Source organism: Bacillus sp. ISL-46, from assembly GCF_018613205.1.
Genome location: NZ_JAGGQR010000020.1, coordinates 36,746 through 60,054 on the forward strand (window position 1 = coordinate 36,746; position 23,309 = coordinate 60,054).

Annotated in this window: 20 protein-coding genes and 1 riboswitch; of the genes, 10 read left to right on the forward strand and 10 right to left on the reverse strand. The window is 38.7% G+C overall.

The features are described from left to right. Window positions 1–217: 217 nt before the first annotated feature. The 7 genes from J7E67_RS13100 to J7E67_RS13130 all read right to left on the reverse strand — a co-directional run bounded on the left by J7E67_RS13100 (window position 218) and on the right by J7E67_RS13130 (window position 7,123). Entirely contained in the window at window positions 218–2,014 is a 1,797-nt protein-coding gene (locus tag J7E67_RS13100; RefSeq protein WP_214715005.1) for an ABC transporter ATP-binding protein, read from the reverse strand. A gap of 3 nt (window positions 2,015–2,017) precedes the next feature. Then, window positions 2,018–3,208: a nucleotidyltransferase domain-containing protein gene (locus J7E67_RS13105; protein ID WP_374102971.1), complete on the reverse strand. Its 1,191-nt coding sequence runs from the start codon at window positions 3,206–3,208 to the stop codon at window positions 2,018–2,020. A 12-nt stretch (window positions 3,209–3,220) separates the two neighbouring features. Then, entirely contained in the window at window positions 3,221–3,682 is a 462-nt protein-coding gene (locus J7E67_RS13110) for a lasso peptide biosynthesis B2 protein (RefSeq protein ID WP_214715004.1), read from the reverse strand. A gap of 24 nt (window positions 3,683–3,706) precedes the next feature. Beyond that, window positions 3,707–4,009: a lasso peptide biosynthesis PqqD family chaperone gene (locus J7E67_RS13115; RefSeq protein WP_214715003.1), complete on the reverse strand. Its 303-nt coding sequence runs from the start codon at window positions 4,007–4,009 to the stop codon at window positions 3,707–3,709. Beyond that, window positions 4,006–4,941 carry a phosphoenolpyruvate carboxykinase (ATP) gene (locus J7E67_RS13120; RefSeq protein WP_214715002.1) on the reverse strand — a complete coding sequence of 312 codons (936 nt, stop codon included), beginning with the start codon at window positions 4,939–4,941 and terminating at the stop codon, window positions 4,006–4,008. The genes J7E67_RS13115 and J7E67_RS13120 overlap by 4 nt, the downstream gene beginning before the upstream one ends. 102 nt (window positions 4,942–5,043) lie before the next feature. Beyond that, the gene (locus J7E67_RS13125; protein WP_214715001.1) at window positions 5,044–5,169 is read right to left on the reverse strand and encodes a paeninodin family lasso peptide; all 126 of its coding nucleotides are present in this window, start codon (window positions 5,167–5,169) and stop codon (window positions 5,044–5,046) included. A gap of 16 nt (window positions 5,170–5,185) precedes the next feature. Further along, a complete protein-coding gene (locus J7E67_RS13130; RefSeq protein ID WP_214715000.1) occupies window positions 5,186–7,123 on the reverse strand; it encodes an asparagine synthase-related protein in 1,938 nt (645 codons plus the stop codon). Window positions 7,124–7,527: 404 nt separating this feature from the next. Beyond that, window positions 7,528–7,642: riboswitch (SAM riboswitch) on the forward strand. 81 nt (window positions 7,643–7,723) lie between these two features. Here J7E67_RS13130 and J7E67_RS13135 point away from each other — a divergent pair. The 9 genes from J7E67_RS13135 to J7E67_RS13175 all read left to right on the forward strand — a co-directional run bounded on the left by J7E67_RS13135 (window position 7,724) and on the right by J7E67_RS13175 (window position 20,153). Next, the gene (locus J7E67_RS13135) at window positions 7,724–8,836 is read left to right on the forward strand and encodes a methionine biosynthesis PLP-dependent protein (protein ID WP_214714999.1); all 1,113 of its coding nucleotides are present in this window, start codon (window positions 7,724–7,726) and stop codon (window positions 8,834–8,836) included. After that, window positions 8,836–10,029: a cystathionine beta-lyase gene (gene metC / locus J7E67_RS13140; RefSeq protein WP_214714997.1), complete on the forward strand. Its 1,194-nt coding sequence runs from the start codon at window positions 8,836–8,838 to the stop codon at window positions 10,027–10,029. Before J7E67_RS13135 ends, metC begins: the two co-directional genes overlap by 1 nt. Continuing rightward, window positions 10,026–11,891: a bifunctional homocysteine S-methyltransferase/methylenetetrahydrofolate reductase gene (locus J7E67_RS13145; RefSeq protein ID WP_214714995.1), complete on the forward strand. Its 1,866-nt coding sequence runs from the start codon at window positions 10,026–10,028 to the stop codon at window positions 11,889–11,891. Before metC ends, J7E67_RS13145 begins: the two co-directional genes overlap by 4 nt. Continuing rightward, a complete protein-coding gene (metH, locus tag J7E67_RS13150) occupies window positions 11,869–15,318 on the forward strand; it encodes a methionine synthase (RefSeq protein ID WP_214714993.1) in 3,450 nt (1,149 codons plus the stop codon). The genes J7E67_RS13145 and metH overlap by 23 nt, the downstream gene beginning before the upstream one ends. 277 nt (window positions 15,319–15,595) lie before the next feature. Next, complete coding sequence (locus tag J7E67_RS13155; protein ID WP_088089423.1) at window positions 15,596–16,009, forward strand: MarR family winged helix-turn-helix transcriptional regulator; 414 nt, start codon at window positions 15,596–15,598, stop codon at window positions 16,007–16,009. A 14-nt stretch (window positions 16,010–16,023) separates the two neighbouring features. Next, window positions 16,024–17,232: an MFS transporter gene (locus J7E67_RS13160; protein WP_214714991.1), complete on the forward strand. Its 1,209-nt coding sequence runs from the start codon at window positions 16,024–16,026 to the stop codon at window positions 17,230–17,232. 221 nt (window positions 17,233–17,453) lie between these two features. Next, window positions 17,454–18,017 (forward strand): NAD(P)/FAD-dependent oxidoreductase, encoded by a 564-nt coding sequence (locus J7E67_RS13165; protein WP_214714989.1) that lies wholly within the window; start codon window positions 17,454–17,456, stop codon window positions 18,015–18,017. Window positions 18,018–18,044: 27 nt separating this feature from the next. Beyond that, a complete protein-coding gene (locus tag J7E67_RS13170) occupies window positions 18,045–18,428 on the forward strand; it encodes a VOC family protein (protein WP_214714987.1) in 384 nt (127 codons plus the stop codon). Between the two features lie 213 nt (window positions 18,429–18,641). Beyond that, window positions 18,642–20,153 carry an MDR family MFS transporter gene (locus J7E67_RS13175; RefSeq protein ID WP_214714986.1) on the forward strand — a complete coding sequence of 504 codons (1,512 nt, stop codon included), beginning with the start codon at window positions 18,642–18,644 and terminating at the stop codon, window positions 20,151–20,153. A gap of 48 nt (window positions 20,154–20,201) precedes the next feature. Here the strand turns inward: J7E67_RS13175 and J7E67_RS13180 are convergent, their stop codons facing one another. Beyond that, the gene (locus J7E67_RS13180; RefSeq protein ID WP_214714985.1) at window positions 20,202–21,041 is read right to left on the reverse strand and encodes a pirin family protein; all 840 of its coding nucleotides are present in this window, start codon (window positions 21,039–21,041) and stop codon (window positions 20,202–20,204) included. A gap of 305 nt (window positions 21,042–21,346) precedes the next feature. Here J7E67_RS13180 and J7E67_RS13185 point away from each other — a divergent pair, with 305 nt between their 5' ends. Next, the gene (locus tag J7E67_RS13185) at window positions 21,347–21,859 is read left to right on the forward strand and encodes a nuclease-related domain-containing protein (RefSeq protein ID WP_214714984.1); all 513 of its coding nucleotides are present in this window, start codon (window positions 21,347–21,349) and stop codon (window positions 21,857–21,859) included. A gap of 724 nt (window positions 21,860–22,583) precedes the next feature. Here J7E67_RS13185 and J7E67_RS13190 read toward each other — a convergent pair. Together J7E67_RS13190 and J7E67_RS13195 are read right to left on the reverse strand one after the other, a co-directional pair. Then, entirely contained in the window at window positions 22,584–22,982 is a 399-nt protein-coding gene (locus tag J7E67_RS13190) for a cytosolic protein (protein ID WP_214714983.1), read from the reverse strand. Between the two features lie 109 nt (window positions 22,983–23,091). Next, complete coding sequence (locus J7E67_RS13195) at window positions 23,092–23,253, reverse strand: hypothetical protein (protein ID WP_179195941.1); 162 nt, start codon at window positions 23,251–23,253, stop codon at window positions 23,092–23,094. Between the last annotated feature and the right edge of the window lie 56 nt (window positions 23,254–23,309).

Consider the following 23,309-nt stretch of genomic DNA (forward strand, 5'->3'; position numbering starts at 1 on the left):
TTGTAGGACATGTAAACACTACGTATAACTACATCAGCTCTTTTTGTTCTAAATAATGAACAACCAACCAAAAAAAATTACATTTCTATATATTACTCAAATTTGCTGATAAACATAACCTATACTCATTATATTAGTTCTTTATTAAGAACCTGTCAATTGTAAATTAAATTCAATTATAACTTTTTAATATACGAACCTTACAAAATTCTAAGTATTAAACACTAACTCCCATTTGTTTTTCCAGTAAGCTGCTAAACATTCCCTTCTTTTCACTTGCAAGTTGACTAAATTGTCCTTGTTGGATGATTTCTCCTTGTTCCAAAACAATTACTTGATCTGCATTTCGAATTGTAGAAAGTCGGTGGGCGATTACAACGACCGTCATGGTTCCTTTAAGTTTTTCAATTGCTCCTTGAATCTTAGCTTCATTCTCTGAATCTAATGCACTGGTTGCTTCATCTAAAACTAGAATGGATGGCTTACGGATTATGGCTCTTGCAAGAACAAGTCTTTGCCGCTCTCCCCCTGACAGCCTAATACCCCTATCTCCAACAATTGTATCCAGACCATTTGGTAATTTCTTCACAAATTCGGCTGCTGCTGAAAACTTTAATGCCTCCCAGATTTGTTCTTCACTCGTATCGGCCTTTATCATAAGTAAATTATCTCGGATACTAGTATTAAATAAAAATGGATCTTGTGGAACATAACTAATTGAGCGCCTTAAGGATAATAGTTTTTGCTCAGTAAGCAAATTACCATCTATCAGGACATTGCCTTGTTCAGGTTTATTTAATCCCATTAGGATATCTATTAATGTGCTTTTTCCAGCACCAGATGGACCTACTATAGCTGTCATACTATTAATCGGAATGTTTAAATTAATATTTTGAAGAGCATATTTTCCATTACGATTATATCGAAAAAATACTCCACGACATTCTAATCCTTTTTCAATAATCAAAGGTTGAATATTCTTGTAAATGCTTTCATCATTAATCTCGGCTGCTTGCTTACATTTTTTTTGTAACTCTCTTAATGCCTTAAATGCAGGAATGGTCGTTGCTATTTGTTCCGTACTGGATTGAATTTCTGTTATCCTTGGCCATAATCTTGAGAAAATAATTAGTATCAATAAAAATTGCTCAGGTTTTATATCAATGATCATCACATAAATAAAAATAAAAACTGCAATCAAGCTTGCTGATGAAATTTTATAAAATGTCTGGGAAGAGGTTTTTAACTTTATATATTCAATTTGCTCTTCTATCATTCCTTTTGTTAAAGAATTTAACCAATGGAGACGTGATTCTTCTAAAGTGTTACTCTTAATATCCTTAATGCCATTTAACTGGTCAGTTATTCCAGCAAGATATTCCTGTGCTAAGATAGAGGTTTTTGACCCTAATAATTTTGATTGTTTTATGAATTTTCTCGAAAATAGAGCAAGAATGAATCCTGAAAGCAGGACCAACATGGTTAGTTTTATGGATAACCAAAGAGCTATAACAATCTGTATACTAGTGAAAACAAGTGATGTTAATAACAATAAAAATTGGATAATACCGCCTGAGACACGTGCAAGTTCCATTGTCATTACGTTTATGAGATCTGCTTTCCTTTCCTTTGTATAGAATTCCCAATTTGTTTTTAATAGGAGGCTATATGTCTCCAATCTTAATTGACGGATAAACCCTTGAGTGATTTTGACATTTCTAATAGCTAAATTTCGCTGAATTAGATTTTGACATATTACCAATGAAATAAAAAATCCCAAAATAAAAACTAGTGCTTGAAGTTTAGGGAAGTCTTGTAAGAAATTTAGGAATTCTAAAAATTTAAATCCTCCAAAATCAACATTTATAATTCCGCTATAACTTATCATTGGAACCAATAACAAAATCCCGATTCCTTCAAGAAAACTTGCTAATCCCATTCCAAACAGATTTAAATAAAGGATCTTGCCAGAATATGAATATATTCTTTTTATAAAGTAAAAAACGTGATTCACTTGTTATGCCCTCCTAGTTTCTGAACGAATCTTTATTTTTCTTAGTAGGAGAATAATCGGGCGCAATGGAAAATATAAAAAATGAAGAACTTTGGGTAAGGGTAAAAATTCTGCATCTTCTGGATATGGGTATAAAAAACTTAATATAAAGAAAAATTTCTGTTTAGTAGACATTAAAGAAAATAAATGCCGTTTATGATATGCAGATACCTCTTCCGGTACCGGGTCTGTATGAAGATTAACCATCTGCTTTATATAAAAAAAAGCGTCTAGTCCAAGCTGCTTTGTTCGTTTTCTATTTATAATGTTATTCATTTCCTTAGGTACCTTGGCATTAAGCAGATGAAAAGCCAAAAAAAGTGCCTGGCCGCCTACATCGTCATAATGATACCTTTTAAGTAAATTAATAGTTTTAGTCCAATTAATTTTTGATTCCGTAATTTGTTTAATATCATCTAACCAACGAAGTCTGGACCACCCATGACGTGCTCCGTGTGAAACAAGGAATACAAATAAGTCTTCTAGTCCCAAAGTATACATAGGCTGGCTTGTCAATGAACTTACTCTTTTCCTTTTCCATAAATCATCAAATTTCGGTTCTTTAGCGGGTCCTGGATTAAGTCTCCAATGGATTTCCACCTTAATCTTTTTCTGAGTGTGAAAAAATGTTATATGGTGATGCCTCCACTTCCAGTCATTTAATACGGTTAAGATATACTCATCTTTTTTGTAACCTTCATTTATGAGAATTTCTTCAGCCTGGTCCAGGTTTTCGATTGGGATTAAAACATCCAAATCAGCAGATGTACGTAAAGAAATATCACCATATAGATCAGCAGCAAGAACGGGTCCTTTTAAAAAAAGGGTACGGATTTGATTACTAGAAAATAATTTTGATATTTTTTCTGTTTCTCCGCTTAGGTGAAGCATTTGAAAAATGTTTTTTTGATAGATGAGGAATAACTCTTGGAGAACGGAAGTCGGAATAAAATTCCCCTCTAAATCTTTCATTCTTTTATAAATGAGAGGAAAAACTCGATGATGTTTAGATAGTTGGATGAACTTATCCCATTCGATACCCTCAAAATCCTTATTATTAAAATCGATGACATCATCTCCTTTTTTCATAATGGAGAGTAGTAGTTTTAATTCTCTAGGAAATTTCTTTAGTTTTTCATTCATTATTTTTTCCACGGTATTCCCCTCTTATCGATTGTCGCTTAACCGTTTTGCGAATTTTCCAACAATGGTAAATCTCCTCATTTCTTCAGCACCAGTAATATACAATGCCCCACTCCTAAGCCACGCATGCGCAATCATGATTCCTTTTTCATCTTTTGCTGTACCTAAATAGAGTGTACTCTCAATTTTCCTTCTTTGGAGCATCTTCATTCCCGCAATCGCCTTGACTAAACATTTACTTTCCCAAAATGTATAATTGCTCGTTATATAAATTGCATCCGATACATTCCTTAATATCATTTGATCTGAAGCTTTATGTTCAAATGATGTTTCATCCATATGTTTACCTAATAAAGGTGCTATCTTGGAAAACTGCATAGATTTAAGGATACGAGCCCAGGCTAAGAAAACAAATGCCTCTACGAACAAAATTTTTTTTATATTATCTAAAAAAATGAATGTCTTAATCTTTCGGAAAAGTGACATTACTATCCTCCTCCTAGTAATATTCTATTCTCCAAGATTGATAACCTGAATGAGGCCCTCACGACTTAATTGTTCAATATAGGATAAAACATGCTGTTCACATATTTCCTTTTCTACTTCGTACGTTAATAATAAGGTATCAACCAATTTGTTAATTTCTATTGGTGTCCTAATTAAATCCCATATTTCCCCACCTAATTCACCTAAATTATAATAATTACCACTTTCTATGCTTAACATTACTTTTTCTCCATCCATATCACTAACTACATTTCCTTCGGTTTGTACAACCTTAGAATTCAATGAAATTTTTTGAGTACTAATCATACTTTTTCCTCCTCTTTAATGGTTGATAAAACAAGTGAAACTAAGCTATGTGCTGTAAAACCTGAATGAGGCCGCATTAATTGATACATTTCTATTCGATTTAAGATTTTAGCAGATTCTTTAAAGTGCCATTCTTGCATTTCCAGGCGAGGAATTAAAAAATTCCGATATGTATGCTGATAAATTGTTTGAAAGCGCCCTAATCCCTCTATTCTCCTAATTTCAACATGATTACTTTCCGTTTTAACTAATTCATAAACTCCTGCAAGAGGTAGACTTTCACTTGAATAATCAGAATGTACCGGAATAGCATATTTTGTTTCTCTATCAAACAATGGACGGTAACCCGATGAACTTATTCCAAATTCATTTAAACTTTCTTGCCACAATTTTTGATGCGGATAGGATGGTTCAACATATGGAATATTGTCTTTTGATAGATAAACTGGAATTACATCATCACTTAAAAGTTGATACCCTTCCTTTATTAACGCTGCTGCAAGTGTAGATTTACCAGCACCTGAATCGCCTACAAAAGCATACGCCTTCCCATTAATCGCTACTGCACTCCCATGTAATGGTAGTAATTTTCTCTGAATCAATATTGCCCCCATACAAGTGCCAAGGATGTAAAGACGGATTTTATCCTCTTCAACGCCTACCATTGGTGATACAGAAATCTTTTTACCTTCTTGTATAGAAAATATAGCTGTATTTGGTACTTCAAACATTACTTTATTTTCTTTTACTACAAATCTTTTCTGTGCTATCGTATCTATTTCGGACCACTGTTTACTTAAATCATCAATTTCTATAACTATTTCTACCTTATGAATACTTTCACTTATTCTAGGTAATTCAGGTAGGTAAATTTCACTTAAAATGTTTAGCCCAAAACCCTTATACATTAAGGTATTTAGTGTTGTAATCATATTTTTCACTCCAAATGTTGACAAATTAGATTTTTAAAAGCCCTTATACAGTTTTTATTGTATAAGGGCAGTAAAAATCCAAACCTCTTTTAAATTCAGAAATTAGCTATACTTTACCGGATCATCTGGATCTGGTTGTATTGCATCAGGAAGTCTGTGTCCTGGGCCAGCCATTGTCATGTTAACATTAAGTACTTCTAACACTGGAGCGTTCCATTCTTTCTTCATATCTTGTCACCTCCTTTCAAGTAAATCTTTTTATAAATCTGTAAAAAATTAAGCTGCGCATTAAGACTTTAAATTGTGGATCATAAATATTTTCTAGTGATGGTACCTCTCTGAATTTTGCTATTATATCCTTTAATAATGGTATATTTAGATATTTAGAAACTATTGAATCATTTAGCATCTTGTCAAGCTCTGCAATAAAAGTATCCCACTGCGAAGCCATACGGAGGATTCCATCAGCCCCCTGTGCACCGCGGGTTCGTAAATTAAGCCTAACACTATCTGGTAATAAGTTTTTGGTTGACCTTCTAATAAGAGCTCTATCTAAGCCATTTTGGACATATTGTTCCTCTGGAACAGAGAGACAAAAACGAACAACACGAAGATCATTTGTCGGGTCACGATCCCAAACTGAGTAAGGCAAAGAAAATTTAGCCCCATAGGTTCCTGTAATATTCCAATAATAGAGCTTTTCAAATTGTTGTTCCCTGACTTTATACCAATTTGGATTTGCAGTACCGGTAACATCAATTTCATGCTCCTGCAATTTATCAAATACACTCATTTTCTTACCAAAATCAGGGTTTATTAACATTGGAAAAGCGTATGGATTTTCTGAAGAGATTCGTTGATATATATAAGGAAAAGTCTTTTTGGCGACCACCGACATCACTCTTGACTTCTTTACTCCAAGATTTTTACTATAAAGGTTTATTTCTTGGAAACACCGAATTAAATGTAACCTTTTTAAAAGCATAGCCTGGTATTCTAAGGCTGGTCCCCAAGAAACAGTCCAATTTCCTCTTTGTCCGTTTAATAATACCCCAATCCCTTTTTCATGGGCTCTTTCATAAATCCCTTTTAGCCAGAAGCTATTTTCAAAGAATTTATACGGGGTCTCAAGGGTATCAAGCCATTTATCTATTACTGAAAAAGGACTCTCTCCATCAAAATCTAAATACTCCGCCTCTATATTACCTACATAATTAACAGTTGATTCAATAAAAGGCCTTTCATTTGCAACCCTGCTTTTTGGTGTCCAATCCTCAAAACCTTGTAAAGGAACATAACTATAGGTGTATAATTTTTTATTCTTTTTGCCTAGAGAATTAGCTGCAAAGCTTGCAACTGATCCTGAATCTAAACCACCGCTTAGATGGGCTCCTACTTTATGAAAGGTACGAATACGATCATTTACAGCCCTCTGAAAAATGTCTTTAAAAGCCTCTTCATATTCAAAGTTTGACTTTAATTGCAATTTTTCTCCTTCAGGCAACTTACAATATCTTGAAATATTTAATTTTCCCTTTACCATTTTTATAGAATGAGACGGAGGGATTTGCTGGATATCCTGAAAAACTGTTGAAGAAGGATCTACAGATTCGAACATACCTGGATTGGCCAAAAACTCTGCTATCCAATTCTCATTTAGTTTTTTCTCTATATAGGACAATTTCAACAATGGGTGAATAACTGTGCTAAATGCAAACCTTTGATGATTATGATGAAAATAGAGTGTCCTATTTCCTGAAAAATCCCTAGCCCCAAAAAGCTGCTGCTTTCTTTCATCCCAAATCATAAAGGCAAAATCACCAACCAAATACTTAGGTGATTCTTCTCCCCATTTATAATAAGAAAGTAAAATTAATTCGCTATCAGTGATATTTTTTCTCTTTCTATTATCAATTTGTAATTTTTCAAATAATTCGACCCTATTATCTATAATCGCATCGGCGGTTATCGCTAACTTTCGTTCATAATCATAATAAGGAAGTTTTTCACCTACTGACTCAGGTGTAATCCACTGTGCATGGCAACCAAGGAAGACTTTGTCACTATGCCAAGTTTGAATATCATCAGCCGGATATTTTTCTAGTTCTTTCATTATTCGATTTCCGTGCTCTAGATTGATAGGTTCATCGTTTAAATGATAAATTCCGGCTATCGCGCTCATCATTTCCTCCTGCCAGGCTAACAAATTTCATATTATCTATTACTTTAAAGTTTTTTATTAGTTCATTAAAAAGAACACTTAGACCATACTTAAGTTCAGGGAAATTCATTCGAATCAAAAGTCCCTAATTTTTGAATTATTTTTTAAGTTAAATAGTCTAAAATCTAATTAATCTTATAACTTATTACCTATATAATATTCCATATAAGTTCTTTATTACGAACATCCGATAAACTTATAATATAGCCTCATACTATCAGTGTCAACTATTTTTCATAAAGGAAGATTATATTTTAATGATCCGATATTTAACTCTAATTTCAACATTATTATATGGATTTATAAAAAGTAATTGACACTCCCATGGAATTGTAGTAAATTTTATAAATAATCTAAATATTACTTTCTTATCAAGAGAGGTTGAGGGAATGGCCCTGCGACACCTCAGCAACCATCAATGGCTCGCTATTGAAAAGGTGCTAAGTCCTGCAAATTATTCGCTAATTTGCGAGATAAGAAGAATGACAAATGTGTAATCTGACAAAAGTCTTCTTCTTATAGAAGACTTTTTTTATTTATATAAAACGAGGAGTGTGCATAATGTACAAAATTGAAACGAAACTTGCCCAAATTGGAAATCGCAGTGAAACAACAACTGGAACCGTAAATCCTCCTGTATACTTCTCAACAGCCTTCCGGCATGAGGGAATTGGACAATCAACTGGATTTGACTATACACGCACAGGAAATCCAACACGCCAGCTCCTTGAGAAAACAATCGCTGATTTAGAGAGTGCTGATCAGGGATTTGCATGCAGTTCTGGTATGGCTGCTATTCAACTTATCCTTGCTCTATTTGAATCTGGTGACGAATGGATCGTTAGTGAAGATTTGTATGGAGGTACCTACCGTCTATTAGAAAAGGGCTATAAAAAATGGGGCTTAACTACTCAATATGTGAATACCTGTTGTCCGGAAGAGATTGAAAAGAAAATTACCCCGCAAACAAAAGCTATTTTCTTAGAAACACCAACCAATCCGCTTATGCAGGAATCTGATATTGCGGCAGTTTCAAAAATTGCCAAACAGCACGGATTATTATTAATCGTGGATAACACTTTCTATACTCCACTGTTACAGCAGCCGATAACCCTTGGCGCCGATATTGTTATCCACAGTGCAACGAAATACTTAGGAGGTCATAATGATGTCCTTGCTGGTCTAGTAGTCGCAAAAGGAAAAGAACTTTGTGAAGCATTGGCCTTTCATCATAACGGTGCCGGAGCGGTTTTAAGTCCATTCGATTCTTGGCTATTAATGCGCGGAATGAAAACATTGTCCCTTCGAATGGAGAGACATGAAAAAAATGCAAAGAATATCGTTGAATTTCTTTCCAAGCATGGTGCAGTTACAGATGTGCTCTACCCAGGACGTGGTGGAATGGTTTCATTTAGAATAAAGGAAGAAAAATGGGTTAATCCATTTTTACAAGGGTTAGGGCTGATCAGTTTTGCGGAAAGTTTAGGTGGTACAGAAAGTTTTATTACCTATCCGGCAACACAAACTCATGCCGATATTCCAGAAGAAATTCGAATTCAAGCAGGTGTCTGCAATCGTTTATTACGTTTTTCCGTTGGAATTGAGGATTCACAAGATATAATTGAAGATTTGCAAAAAGCTTTTGCCCATGTTCAAGAAGGAGTGATTGCATAATGGCACACGAAGAGTATACCTTTGAAACCAGGCTCCTTCATAATAAGCATAAAATTGATCCCACAACTGGAGCAGTTAGTGTACCCATTCAACATGCATCCACTTTCCATCAATCTGATTTCGATCAGTTTGGCAAATACGATTATGGCCGTAGTTTAAATCCGACAAGGGAAGCACTTGAAGATGTGATTGCGGAACTCGAGGGCGGGATAAAAGGATTTGCCTTTGCATCCGGCATGGCCGCCATTTCGACGGCATTTCTCCTGCTTTCTGCCGGGGATCATATTGTCATTACGGAAGATGTCTATGGTGGTACGTTTCGAATGGTCACAGAGGTTCTTACGCGGCTCGGAATTGAACATACCTTCGTCGATATGACGAATTTAAATGAAGTAAAACAAGCCATTCAGGCAAATACAAAAGCGTTTTATGTGGAAACACCATCGAATCCATTAATGAAAGTGACTGACATTAAGGCAATTAGCAATTTAGCTAAGGAAACGGGCGCGTTAACATTTGTCGATAACACATTCCTTACCCCTTCCCACCAAAGGCCATTGGAGTTAGGTGCCGATGTCGTGCTCCATAGCGCGACGAAATTTTTATCGGGCCATAGTGATGTTGTTGCCGGACTTGCTGTCGTCAAAGACGAAAACTTGGCGAAAAGATTAGGTTTCTTGCAAAATGGGTTTGGGGCGATTTTGGGTGTTCAAGATGCATGGCTCGTTTTAAGAGGGATCAAAACGCTGCACGTCCGACTGGAACAATCACAAAAATCGGCTATTAAACTAGCGGAATTTTTAGATGCTCATCCGCTTGTTGAAAAGGTTCATTACCCAGGGTTGGAAAGTCACCCACAATATCAAATTCAGAAAGCGCAAGCAGCTGGTCCAGGAGCGGTCTTATCGTTTGAATTGGCTAATGAAGATGCACTTCGCACCTTTCTTGCCAATGTAAAAATCCCTGTATTTGCTGTCAGTCTCGGAGCGGTAGAATCGATTCTATCCTATCCAGCAAAAATGTCCCATGCAGCCATGCCTCAAGAAGAGCGAGAGAAGCGCGGGATTACAAATAGTCTGGTTCGATTATCGGTCGGACTTGAAAATCCTGATGATTTAATGAAGGATTTTTCACAGGCACTAGAGCACGTTCGCAAAACACAATTGGTATTACATCAAGGAGAATCATCATGAGTTTTTTAGATAAATTAAAAAATCAAATCTTAATTGCTGATGGAGCAATGGGCACTCTATTGTATTCCTTTGGTAAGGACAGTTGTTTGGAGGAATTGAATCTTTCCCAGCCCGGACACATCCAAACTATCCATAAAGCCTATATTGATGCAGGTGCTGACGTGATTCAGACCAATACTTATGCGGCAAACTATTTAAAGCTGCAGAGGTATGGTTTGGAGGATTCTGTAAAGGAAATTAACAGTGCAGCCGTCTCTATTGCCAAAAAGGCAGCTGCCCAAAACGATACGTACGTCCTTGGAACTATTGGTGGAAATCGAGGAATTAAGCCGGATTCCATTTCTATAGAAGAATTAAAGCGAAGCTTCCGGGAACAATTATATTGCCTCCTTCTTGAAGGAGTGGATGGCTTATTGCTTGAAACCTTTTACGATTTTGAAGAGCTTGAAACCGTTCTAACGATTGCTAGAAAGGAAACAAAGCTGCCGATTATTGCGCAGGTCTCCCATCAAGAGCCCGGGCTTATGCAGGATCGAACTCCTGTCAATGACGCCTTAAAAAGACTTGAAGGCCTGGGAGCCGATGTGGTCGGGCTAAATTGCCGTCTTGGCCCCCATCATATGCTATTAGCGTTAGAACAGATTGAATTACCAGCACATGCTTTTCTATCTGCCTACCCAAATGCCAGTCTCCCTGCCTATACGGACGGAAAGTTTCATTATGAAGGAGATGCCAATTATTTCCAAAATTCAGCAAAAGCTTTCCGTAATCAAGGTGTACGGTTACTTGGCGGATGCTGCGGAACCACTCCTGACCATATTAGAGCATATGCTTCTGAACTAAAAAACAGTGTTCCAGTCACTGAAAAAATAGTAAAATTAAAACCAAAGAAGATAATCGTTGAATCTCTTGCGCCAAAAAGGGAGTTTACTCCCCTGCAGGAACTCGTGAAAGAGAGACCATCAGTTATCGTTGAATTAGATCCACCTAGAAAACTAGATACAACAAAGTTTTTCCAAGGAGCTAAAGCCTTAAAAGAAGCGGGAATCGATTCGATTACCCTTGCTGATAATTCACTAGCAACGGTCCGAATTTCCAACGAATCGCTTGGCTATTTAGTGAAACAGGACTTAGGAATGCGGCCACTCATTCATATTGCGTGCCGTGACCGCAATATTATCGGCTTGCAATCGCATTTAATGGGTCTGCATACACTTGGGATGAATGATGTTCTTGCCATTACCGGTGATCCTGCAAGAGTTGGCGATTTTCCAGGTGCATCATCTGTTTACGATGTGTCCTCCTTTGAACTTATTCAAATGATTAAGCAGTTGAATGAAGGATTGTCTTTTTCAGGGAAAGATCTGGGGCAAAAGACAGACTTTAGCATTGCGGCAGCCTTTAATCCCAATGTCCGCTCACTGGAGAAAGCCGTGAAGAGACTTGAGAAAAAAGTTCATTATGGGGCAGATTACTTTATCTCCCAACCGGTTTTTTCAGAGGAAAAATTACTCGAAGTTTATGAACATACAAAGCATCTTGATGCACCAATCTATATTGGCTTAATGCCACTAATTAGCAGCAAGAACGCTGAGTTCCTCCATAATGAGGTACCTGGTATTAAGATTGCCGATTCAATCCGCCAGCGGATGGCCCAACTGAATGATCAACCGCTTCAAGCTGCCCGAGAAGGAATTGCCATTACAAAGTCACTAATCGATGCAGCCTTAGATCTATTTAACGGTATTTATTTAATTACACCATTTTTACGTTATGAATTAACTGCTGAATTAGCGTTATATACTCGTCAGCGGGCTAGTGAATTGAGGGGGAGCAACTATGCCGAAAACACCATTTTCTGAACAACTCAAAAAACGAATCCTCGTCATGGACGGGGCTATGGGGACAATGATCCAGCAAGCAAATCTTACCGCTGAAGATTTTGGCGGTGAGCAGTATGAAGGCTGTAACGAGCACTTGAATTTAACCGCTCCATCCGTCATTGCTAATATTCATCGTGAATACTTAGAGGCTGGAGCAGATATCATTGAAACCAATACATTTGGGGCGGCAAGCCTGGTTCTCGATGAATATGAACTTGGTTTTAAGGCCTATGAAATTAATAAAATAGCTGCCTTTCTTGCTGTGAAAGAAGCTTACAAAGTTTCAACTGATGAGTGGCCGCGTTATGTGGCAGGCTCAATGGGCCCAACAACAAAAACCTTAAGTGTAACAGGTGGAACTACTTTTGATGCACTTGCAGCCGCATACGAGGAACAAGCCATCGGCCTAATTGATGGCGGTGTCGATTTACTGCTTCTTGAAACGAGTCAGGATATGTTGAATGTGAAAGCGGGCTATGTTGGCATCGAAAGGGCGTTTGAAAAAACCGGCAAAACACTGCCGTTGTTTATTTCGGGGACAATCGAGCCAATGGGGACGACACTCGCTGGACAGTCAATCGAATCGTTTTTTATCTCTGTTGAACATATGAATCCCGTGGCCGTTGGACTTAACTGCGCAACAGGGCCTGAATTCATGCAAGATCATGTCCGCTCATTAGCAAATCTAGCATCAACAGCAGTCAGCTGTTATCCAAACGCAGGTTTGCCTGATGAAGAAGGTCATTATCATGAAACACCTGAGACTTTAGCTAAAAAACTGGCTGATTTTGCCGCCCATGGCTGGCTAAATATTGTTGGTGGCTGTTGTGGAACAACTCCTGACCATATTAGGGCGATTGCCGATGCGATGAAAGCCTACCAACCAAGAGAATTTAAGCCTTCATCAGTTCATATGGTTTCCGGGATTGAACCATTCATCTATGACGATCCAACGTTAAGACCGATTATGGTCGGCGAACGGACGAATGTGATTGGCTCACGTAAATTCAAGCGGTTAATCACCGAAGGAAAATTTGAGGAAGCGTCAGAGATTGCACGAGCCCAAGTCAAAGGCGGCGCGCATGTAATTGATCTTTGCCTCGCCGACCCTGACCGTGAAGAAATGGTTGATATGGAAAACTTCATTAAAGAAGTCGTCAAGAAAGTAAAGGCTCCCCTTGTGATCGATTCAACCGACGAAAAGGTCATCGAGAGAGCCCTTAAATATTCACAAGGAAAAGCAATTATCAATTCGATTAACCTTGAAGATGGTGAAGAACGATTTGAAGCAGTGGTCCCATTAATCCATCGCTATGGTGCTGCTGTCGTTGTAGGCACCATTGATGAGGAAGGCATGGGAGTAACTGCGCAGCAAAAGCTAAAAATTGCCAAACGGTCACATGATTTATTAGTGAACAAATATCATCTGAAGCCGCAGGATCTCATTTTTGATCCGCTCGTGTTTCCAGTTGGTACGGGTGATGAACAATATATTGGTTCCGCCAAGGCTACAGTAGAAGGCATCCGGTTAATCAAGGAGCAACTCCCAGAAGTACAAACGATTCTTGGAATTAGTAATGTTTCCTTCGGCCTCCCTCCAGTCGGTAGAGAAGTTCTAAACTCTGTCTTCCTTTACCACTGCACCCAGGCTGGACTTGATTATGCTATTGTTAATACAGAAAAACTAGAACGGTTTGCATCTATTTCAAAAGAAGAAGTTCAATTAGCGGAGGCTCTCTTGTTTGATACAACAGATGAGTCGCTCGCTACATTCACTGAATTTTACCGTGGCAAAAAGAAAGAACCGAAAACAACCGTTCCAAATATGACCTTAGAAGAGAGACTCGCCTATTATGTAGTTGAAGGTACGAAAGAAGGCTTGCTTCCAGATTTAGACCTAGCCCTTGAAACTTATCCTGCTCCGCTTGATATTATTAATGGACCATTAATGGACGGGATGAAAGAGGTTGGTCGTCTTTTTAACGACAACCAGCTTATCGTTGCTGAGGTGCTCCAGAGTGCTGAAGTAATGAAAGCAGCCGTATCGCATTTAGAACCACATATGGAAAAAGGCGATGTTTCTTCTACCAAGGGGAAAATCATTTTAGCTACCGTAAAAGGTGATGTGCATGATATTGGTAAAAACCTCGTCGATATTATTCTTAGTAATAATGGCTATGAAGTAATCGACCTTGGGATTAAGGTGAATCCAACTGACTTGGTTCAAGCCATTCTTAGAGAAAAACCAGACATGGTTGGTTTATCAGGTTTGCTGGTGAAATCTGCGCAGCAAATGGTGTTAACAGCACAGGATATGAAGGAATCCGGTATTGCAGTACCTATCCTCGTTGGCGGTGCGGCGCTGTCTCGGAAATTCACAGATACGAAGATTGCCAAGGAATATGACGGCCTGGTCCTTTATGCAAAGGATGCAATGAATGGTTTAGCCATTGCGAATCAATTGAATTCGGAAGAGGAAGTTCAGAAATTAATGCTTGAGAAAAATGAAAAGCTAGCCTCTTTAAATGTGCCGAGGGAGTATGAACGTCCATCCACTGTTTCCGTTGCCGTAAAACCGAAGCCAGCGGTATCGACAAAGGCTCCTGTATTTACGCCAATGGATACAAAGCGACATATCCTTAAATCGTATTCACTTTCTCATATCGAACCATATATCAATATGCAAATGTTGATTGGCCACCATCTCGGTGTAAAAGGGAAAATTGCGAAGTTATTAGCCGAGAAGAATGAAAAGGCAGTTAAGGTAAAAGAAGTGGTGGATCAATTACTAGCAAATGCTAGTGCAAACAATTGGATTAAGCCTGCCGCTGTTTATCAATTTTTCCCAGCACAATCCGATGGGAATAAGGTCATTATTTATCATCCGGAAAATCCTGATCAAATTTTGGAAACCTTCGACTTCCCACGTCAGGAATCAGCACCAGGTCTTTGCTTAGCTGATTTTCTAAAGTCAGTTGATAGCGGAGAAAAGGACTATGTCGGCTTCTTCACCGTCACGGCTGGTAGAGGAATTCGTGAAAAGGCAGATCAATTTAAAGCAGAAGGACGCTTTTTGGAGTGCCATGCACTTCAATCATTGGCACTTGAAACGGCGGAAGGCTTTGCGGAATTAATTCACCGGCAAATGCGCGATCGCTGGGGATTCCCGGATCCGCTCGATTTTACCATGCAGGACCGTTTTGCCGCACATTATCAGGGACAGCGTTTTTCGTTTGGATATCCAGCATGTCCAGAGTTAGAAGATCAGAGAAAGCTGTTTAAGTTGATTCAACCGGAAGAAATCGGAATTCAACTAACAGAAGGCTGTATGATGGAACCGGAAGCGTCTGTTTCGGCGATGGTATTTGCCCATCCAGAAGCTAGGTATTTTAATGTGTTAAGATAAGGATTTTATATGAGATTCCGCGGAATAAGTTCGTCATTCCGCGGAATTTTTCTTTTTCCGTGAGCACCTCTTGTCGTTATTCCGACAAAAGTGGATTGAATTCCGCCAAACTAGTTTGGGATTCCGCCAATGTTGTGTGGAATTCCGCCAAACCAAAACATGATTCCGCGAACCGGATTTACAGCCTTAAATCTGTGAGCCTTTCTTGACATATTCCAACAAATCCACTATAGTTACCTAGGTAACTAATTAGCAATTTTTGAGGTGACCTACATAAATGAATAGCCACGAATTATTCCATACGCTGCATCAGCTATCACGCCATCTTACCAATACACTCAATGAAGCATTAAAACCATTAGGGTTATACGGGTCACAATGGTCTGTCATTTTTGTTTTAAAAACCAAAGGCTCTTTAAGCCAAAAAGAACTTTGTGATTACTTATTTGTTGAAGCACCTCCAATGACCCGTACCATTCAACGGCTTGTTAAGCAAGGATACGTACGTCAGGTCCCCGGTAAAGACAAACGTGAGAAACTGATTCAATTAACAGATGTGGCGTTAAAGATGTTCCCCGAATGGGAAAGAAGAGTCTTTGAAACGAATCAGTCAATATTGAAGCATTTCCCAGAAACATCACAGGAAGAGCTTTTAAATTTGCAAAAAAGCTGGTTGCAACAGCTGTTATAAAAGGAGCGGATCATATGAATAAACCTAAATTATGGACGAAAAGTTTTATAAGTATTTCTTTAAGTAACTTCTTTCTATTTTTAACCTTTTATGTTTTACTTGTCACACTTCCTATATATGCGATACAGGAGTTCCATAGCAATGCATCAGAAGCGGGATTGATGACAACGGTCTTTTTATTTTCAGCGATTATCTCCCGTCCTCTGGCTGGTCAATGGCTTGAAAAAGCTGGTCACAAAAAGGTGCTGCTTACCGCACTGATAATTTTCTCAGGCGCCTCCCTGTTATACTTTTTTCCAAAAACAATCATTGGTTTTCTTTTCATTCGGTTATTACATGGAATTGGTTTTGGCATGGCAACAACCGCTGCAGGGGCAATCGTGGCGGATCTCATTCCGACTTCACGCCGTGGTGAAGGCATGGGCTATTTTATTATGTCGACGAATATGGCGATGGTGCTTGGGCCATTTATCGGCTTAACGGCCATTCAGCAATGGGGAGCAAAAACCCTGTTTATCGTCAGTGTCATTGTCGCGATTGGGGCCCTGATTACAGGTTTAAGCGTAAAGGTTAAAGAAATGGGGCAAGCAGACCACATGGTCGTCCATTCTGCGTTTTCATTTCGAAACTTTTTCGAAGTTTCCGCCATTCCTATCGCAATTGTCGGCTGCTTTCTTGCCATCGTTTATTCAGCGCTTCTTTCTTTCGTATCTATATTTGCCACTGAAATACACCTTACCGAGATTTCTAGTCTTTTCTTTGTCGTCTATGCGATTGTTTTATTGATTTCAAGACCTTTTACTGGAAAATGGTTAGACCAGCATGGTCCCAATGTGATTGTCTATCCATCCATCGTATTGTTTGCCATTGGGATGTTTATTTTAAGTCAAAGCGGCAGCGCACTCAGCTTTCTCCTTTCAGCAGGAATGATTGGTTTAGGCTGGGGAACACTTTTTCCAACCTTTCAAACCATTGCTATTCAAGATGCTGCGCCTAGAAAACGAGGGTTAGCTACAGCTACTTTCCTATCAATCTATGATATTGGGATTGCATTAGGCTCGTTTCTTTTAGGCTTAGCGGCCGCAAAAATGGATTATAGCTCGCTCTACTTCTTATGTTCATTCTATATTCTTTTGGGTATTGTTCTTTATTACTTTCTTCATACGCGGAAACAAGCAGCGTTTAAGGAACATAAAACAGAGTTAAATAACATTAACTCTTAATACTTGCTATACCCTTTTAAAAATGGATAATTTAACTACAAGAACCATCAATCCGAAGCAGGAAATGATGGTTCTTTTTATTTTGCTGCCAGCACTAATCGTTCTTTAATGGGCTGCCATTAAGAAAAAGTTTCTCGGATGGGCAGTTCATTTTACATAAGTTTCTAATTACGCTAAGCTTATTTTGAAATTAAATTTTCAATATAATGGAGGTAATTCACATGTTTGACGTATTAATTGTTGGTGCTGGGCCTACAGGAGCAAGTGCAGCCCTATTTACAGCCAAAGCTGGTAAGAAAACATTGGTTATTGATAATGATAAAAGTGTGACCAAGCGTGCTTGGATTGAGAACCATTATGGTGTTGCAGAAATTACTGGACCTGACCTAGTTGAAACTGGTAAGAAACAAGCCAGCAAATTCGGTGCAGAAATTGTCCAAGCTACGGTTTCAAATATCAGTAAAACTGAAAGCGGTTTTAAAGTTGAAACCGATCAAGGGGAATATGAGGCTAAACATGTTATCCTTGCCACTGGTATGTCTGTTGATCTAGCTGAAACAGCGGGATTACAAACAAAGCCAGGTACAGAGCCAAGAATCAAGACTATTTTTGACGTGGATTCTACTGGAAAAACAAATATTGACGGCATTTGGGCAGCAGGAACAGTTGCCGGTGTGAGTATGCATACCATTATTACTGCTGGCGACGGTGCCAAGGTGGCGATTAATGTTATTAGTGAAATAAACGGTGAACGTTATGTTGACCATGATGTTTTAAAAGCTTAAAAAAGGGTATATAAAGGGGGAAGCCAGATGACAGTAAAGAAAATGGACCATGTCGGCGTAATGGTAAATGACCTTAATGCCTCACTTCTTTTTTATCAAAAAGTAGTTGGGATGGAGTTAAAAGACCAATTTACGATTGCAAACGGTACGATAAATTTAGCCTTCCTTGGGTTCAATGGGTCAGACGAAACAGAATTAGAATTAGTGTATGGTGGAAATCCCGACCTTCCAACTGAAGGGAAAGTTAATCACATCGCCTTTTTAGTGGACAATATAGAAGAGGAATTCAACCGTTTAAAGGGCGTCAACGTTGTTTTCATTAGTGATGAGATCGTGACACTTCCGAATGGATATCGTAATTTCTTTGTGCAAGGACCCGATGGTGAAAAAGTCGAGTTTTTCCAACGTTAAGTTTAAATAAAAGAGAGGGACTCAGCAGCTGAGTCCCTTTTCTTCATTGTGAGTACAAGATGGTTTTTACATAAAAATTGACAGTCTAAACCCTTCCTTTTAAAATTGGTTTAACTTGATTATCATTAGCTTTGGTAATCTTACTAAATATTTTAAAATACTTACAAGGAGCGGTTTCATTACTTATCATTTTCTAGAGTAAGGGGAAATTTTATGATTAAAAAAGATACGAATCTAAAACCAGTCGTTGCTGGTTTACTGTTAGCAATTTTAATGGCAGCTATGGACAATACGATCGTAGCTACGGCGATGGCTACCATTGTAGCAGACCTCGGCGGCTTTGATAAATTTATTTGGGTCACCTCTGCCTATATGGTAGCGGTAATGGCAGGAATGCCTATTTTCGGTAAGCTTTCCGATATGTACGGACGGAAACGCTTTTTTATTTTTGGACTCATCGTCTTTCTGATTGGCTCGGCATTATGCGGTATTGCCCAGAGCATCGTTCAATTAAGTATTTTCCGTGCCATTCAGGGGATCGGCGGCGGAGCCCTGATGCCGATTGCTTTTACGATTGTTTTTGATATTTTCCCACCTGAAAACCGCGGAAAAATGACCGGTTTGTTGGGGGCAATTTTTGGCGCATCCAGCGTCTTAGGGCCGTTACTTGGAGCCTACATAACTGATTATATTAGTTGGCACTGGGTTTTCTATGTGAATGTGCCAATTGGAATTGTATCGATTTACTTAATCGTTCGTTATTATCATGAATCATTACAGCATTCCAAGCAAAGGGTTGATTGGCTTGGGGCGATAACACTGGTCATTTCGGTGGTGAGCTTAATGTTTGCCCTTGAGCTAGGCGGGAAAGAATATGCTTGGGATTCTACTCCAATCATCGCATTGTTTGCAAGCTTCTTCGTCTTTTTTGTGGCCTTTTTCATTGCTGAAATAAAGGCTGCTGAACCGATTCTACCACTCTGGCTCTTCAAAAGGCGCTTGTTTGCCACCTCGCAAATCTTGTCCTTTTTATACGGCGGTACGTTTATTATTTTAACCGTGTTTATACCAATCTTCGTTCAGGCGGTATATGGTGGGTCGGCTAAGAATGCTGGATTGATTTTAACACCAATGATGCTCGGGTCTGTTGCAGGGAGTTCAGTGGGCGGGATTTTCTTGACGAAAACCTCCTACCGCAATTTGATGATTGTTTCGATTATTTCATACGTTCTTGGCATGTACTTCCTCGGTACCTTAACTGTCGATACAGCACGTTCCTTGCTGACGATTTATATGATTTTGGTTGGCTTCGGGGTTGGTTTTTCCTTTTCTTTATTACCAACTGCTTCCATGCACAATTTGGAGCCGCAATACCGCGGAACAGCCAACTCAACAAACTCATTTTTACGGTCATTTGGAATGACACTTGGGGTAACAATCTTTGGAAGCCTGCAAAACAATTTGTTTACGGATAAATTGAAAGATGCGTTTAAAGGCATGCAGGGTGCAGGAGATTTTAAAATGGGCGATCCACGCCAAATTTTCCAAGCGAGTGAACGCTCAAAAATTCCAGATTTAATTTTAGATAAAATTGTTCATGCGATGTCGGATTCAATCACACATACCTTTTTACTAACATTGATTCCTATTGCGATTGCGGCGTTTACAATCTTTTTTATGGGCAATGCCCGGGTAGAAGTCAGTAAAAAACAGATAAAAGGATAATAGATAAGCACTTGGGCGTTTTTATCCCAAGTGCTTATTTTTGTTATCTTATTCTGCAAACTTCCCGTCCATATAATCGCGATAGGCTTGGCGGATTTCTTCTTCGGTGTTCATGACAAAAGGTCCCCTCGCAACGATTGGCTCATTAAGTGGTTTTCCTGCATATAACAACACGCGTAGAGATTCCCTGGCGGTAATAGTAACTTCACTGATTTGTCCCGGCTCGCCTTTTCCTAGCAGAAGCACATTGCCTTTTTCGGCCTCTGTCTTACTTTTTCCAAACTGACCTTTCCCTTCTAAAACGTACATGAAGCCATTGTAGTCTCCCGGAAGATCCTGGGTAACGGTTGCTCCTGGTTGTAAGTTGATTTCAACCATTGTCACCGGAACATAATTTTTCGTTGTCGATTGAATGCCGCCTGATGAACCGGAAAAAATTCTGATTAATACCCCATCCTCTTCGCGCACTGGCATGTCTTTGGCACGGAGATTTTGATAACGCGGTTCTGCCATTTTGTGCTCACGCGGCAGGTTCACCCATAGCTGCAAGGAATGAACGGTCTCTCCTTCAGCCGGGTCTTCGATATGGATCACGCCTTTTCCGGCTGTCATCCACTGGACATCACCAGGCTCAAGCTCCCCCCGTCCCGCTTTATTATCCTGATGCTCAAGTTTTCCCTCAATCACATAAGTCACTGTTTCAATCCCACGATGCGGGTGGAAATCAAAGGTACCTTTTTTAAAAAAATCTTCTGCTAGAAATAGAAATGGATCTGACTCTTTCATTTGATTTGGATCCAAAACCATTCCCGCTATATGTATCGGACTATTCTGGTGATGCTGTACCGTCCAAACACGGTCAATACCCCTTTGGAAAATTTCACTCATGTTTGTATCCTCCCTTTGTAAATCATGATAATGGTATCGTTATCGAGATGTTTTATCAAATTTAAGGATTGTTATGTGCAAAAAAGGGATTCGCTCATTGAAACTATAAATTCGCCCATTAAACGCCGAAATTCGCTCATTAAATCTGTAGATTCGCCCATTAAATACGTGGATTCGCTCATTGAATTCCGAAAAGCGCTCATTGAAATATATTCGGAAAAATATTTTACAAAAATCGATAAAATTCGGCAGGAATTTCTATACTACTACTAGAATTCATTCATAAATTGAGAGGAGTGTTTATTTTGCTAATAAAAGAACGGACAAAACCATTAATTATGCTTATATTAGAAGCTTTACTGCGGCGACTCCCCAACAGTCACCAAAAGTACCAACAAATTTTAGAAGAGCTTGGAAGGAGGCAGGCCGGCTACCTTGGTGAGAAATCGCTCGAGTACTATTATCGTGACCTTCCACAGCAGAAATATATGATCCTCCACGATTTAAACCTACCTGATGGTGACTACAACTGCCAAATTGATACCCTACTTCTAACACCTGAATTTGCCCTAGCAATCGATGTAAAAAACATGGCCGGAAAGTTAATATTTGATACTGAAAATGAACAGTTTATTCAAATCAACAATGGTATTGAAAAAGGATACGGTTATCCGATTGCTCAGGGAGAAAGACATCAAAAATACTTACAGAAACTTCTTGCTGCAAATCATATCCCTCCAGTTTCAGTTGAATATTTAGTTGTGATTAGTAATAGCTATAACATATGCTGTTCCAGGAAAAAATGCCTACAAAGTTAAACCTCGAGTATGTAAGGCCGACGTCTTCTTAAACAAAATTACCCTTTTAGAGAAACAATATCCGAAACCGCTATTGACCGCTAAAGACCTCCGTAAGCTTTGCCGCCTCTTAATGAAAATGAATACCCTTCCGACAAGCTATGTATTGAATAAATACGGTATTCAGAAATGTGACCTGTTAACGGGTGTCCACTGTCCTACCCACTCTAATCATTCCCTTGTCAGTAAGAACCAAAAATGGTACTGTCCTGCCTGCGATACTTTTCCAAAAGATGCACATATTAACGCACTGAACGATTATTTTCTGCTGTTTGGTCAGACGATAACAAATAAGCAGTTTCGGGAATTTGCTCATATAAAATCACGGGATGTAGCAAAAAGAATACTGCTATCTTGTAATCTGCAATGCCTTGGAAAGTACAGATCCTGGTCCTATGCTCCAAAGAGCTTCCCATGGTGAGTTTTAATTTCAAATTTATTAACAGGATAAAAATGATTCGCTCATAAAGCTGCGAAATTCGCCCATTAAACTCCTAAATTCGCTCATTAATTCTGTAGATTCGCCCATTGAACGCAGAAATTCGCACATAAATCAAAAATGCACCACTTGAATTACCCCATTTAAGAAAAATATCGATCAAAACCAATAGAGGACACCTAAATTAGGTGTCCTCTATCATAATATTAAGGAAAGCTAGCATCTTTTTCAAAAAATGCCCCCTCGTTATACCTCGAGATCCTTTCCTTCTTCGACTACATGGAACAGAAGATGGGCTAGATGATGAATCGGGCCATATTCTTCCTCGTCCTCATCGTCTGGTTCCTCATTAAACTCCATGTCATTTAAGAATAGCGCCATAAATTCGTAAAAGTCCTTCAATTGGAAGGAATAGCAGCCAACTGGGTCTTCATTGTCTTCCTCATAATGCAATACCATATAAGAGAGGTCTCCGTCCTCATCTTCTGCATCAAAAAACACAAATAGACCAATGTTTGTGTCGAGCTCAAATAAATGCCTTGTTCCACCTTCCGAGGCTTTCGTAAAATCTTCTTGACTAAGCTTTTGAATCTGCATGCTATCTACATTATCTTCTTGATGGAATCCGACAACAAATGATTTCATGTTTTCCTCCTTCATTCTTTCCGTAATAAAAAACACATGTCAATAGCATGCCCTAATTCAAGCACGTTTCATTCCTAATCAGCTAAAAATAGATAAAAAGGTGACATCATTAATCACACTGTTTCTCTTCCCCTTCAAAATGTTCATTTAAGAGTGTATTTTCACTTGGAGCGAAATTAACTGACTGTAAACTCATTTTCGGTTCCAGTCCGTAAAGTTCGTCGACTGATTTCCCCTCATTTTTCTCACTTGGAGATTTTTCTTTTTTCATTTTTATCACCTCTTTCATAATAATATTTTCCTAGTATTGTCTGCCTTAATTTTAAT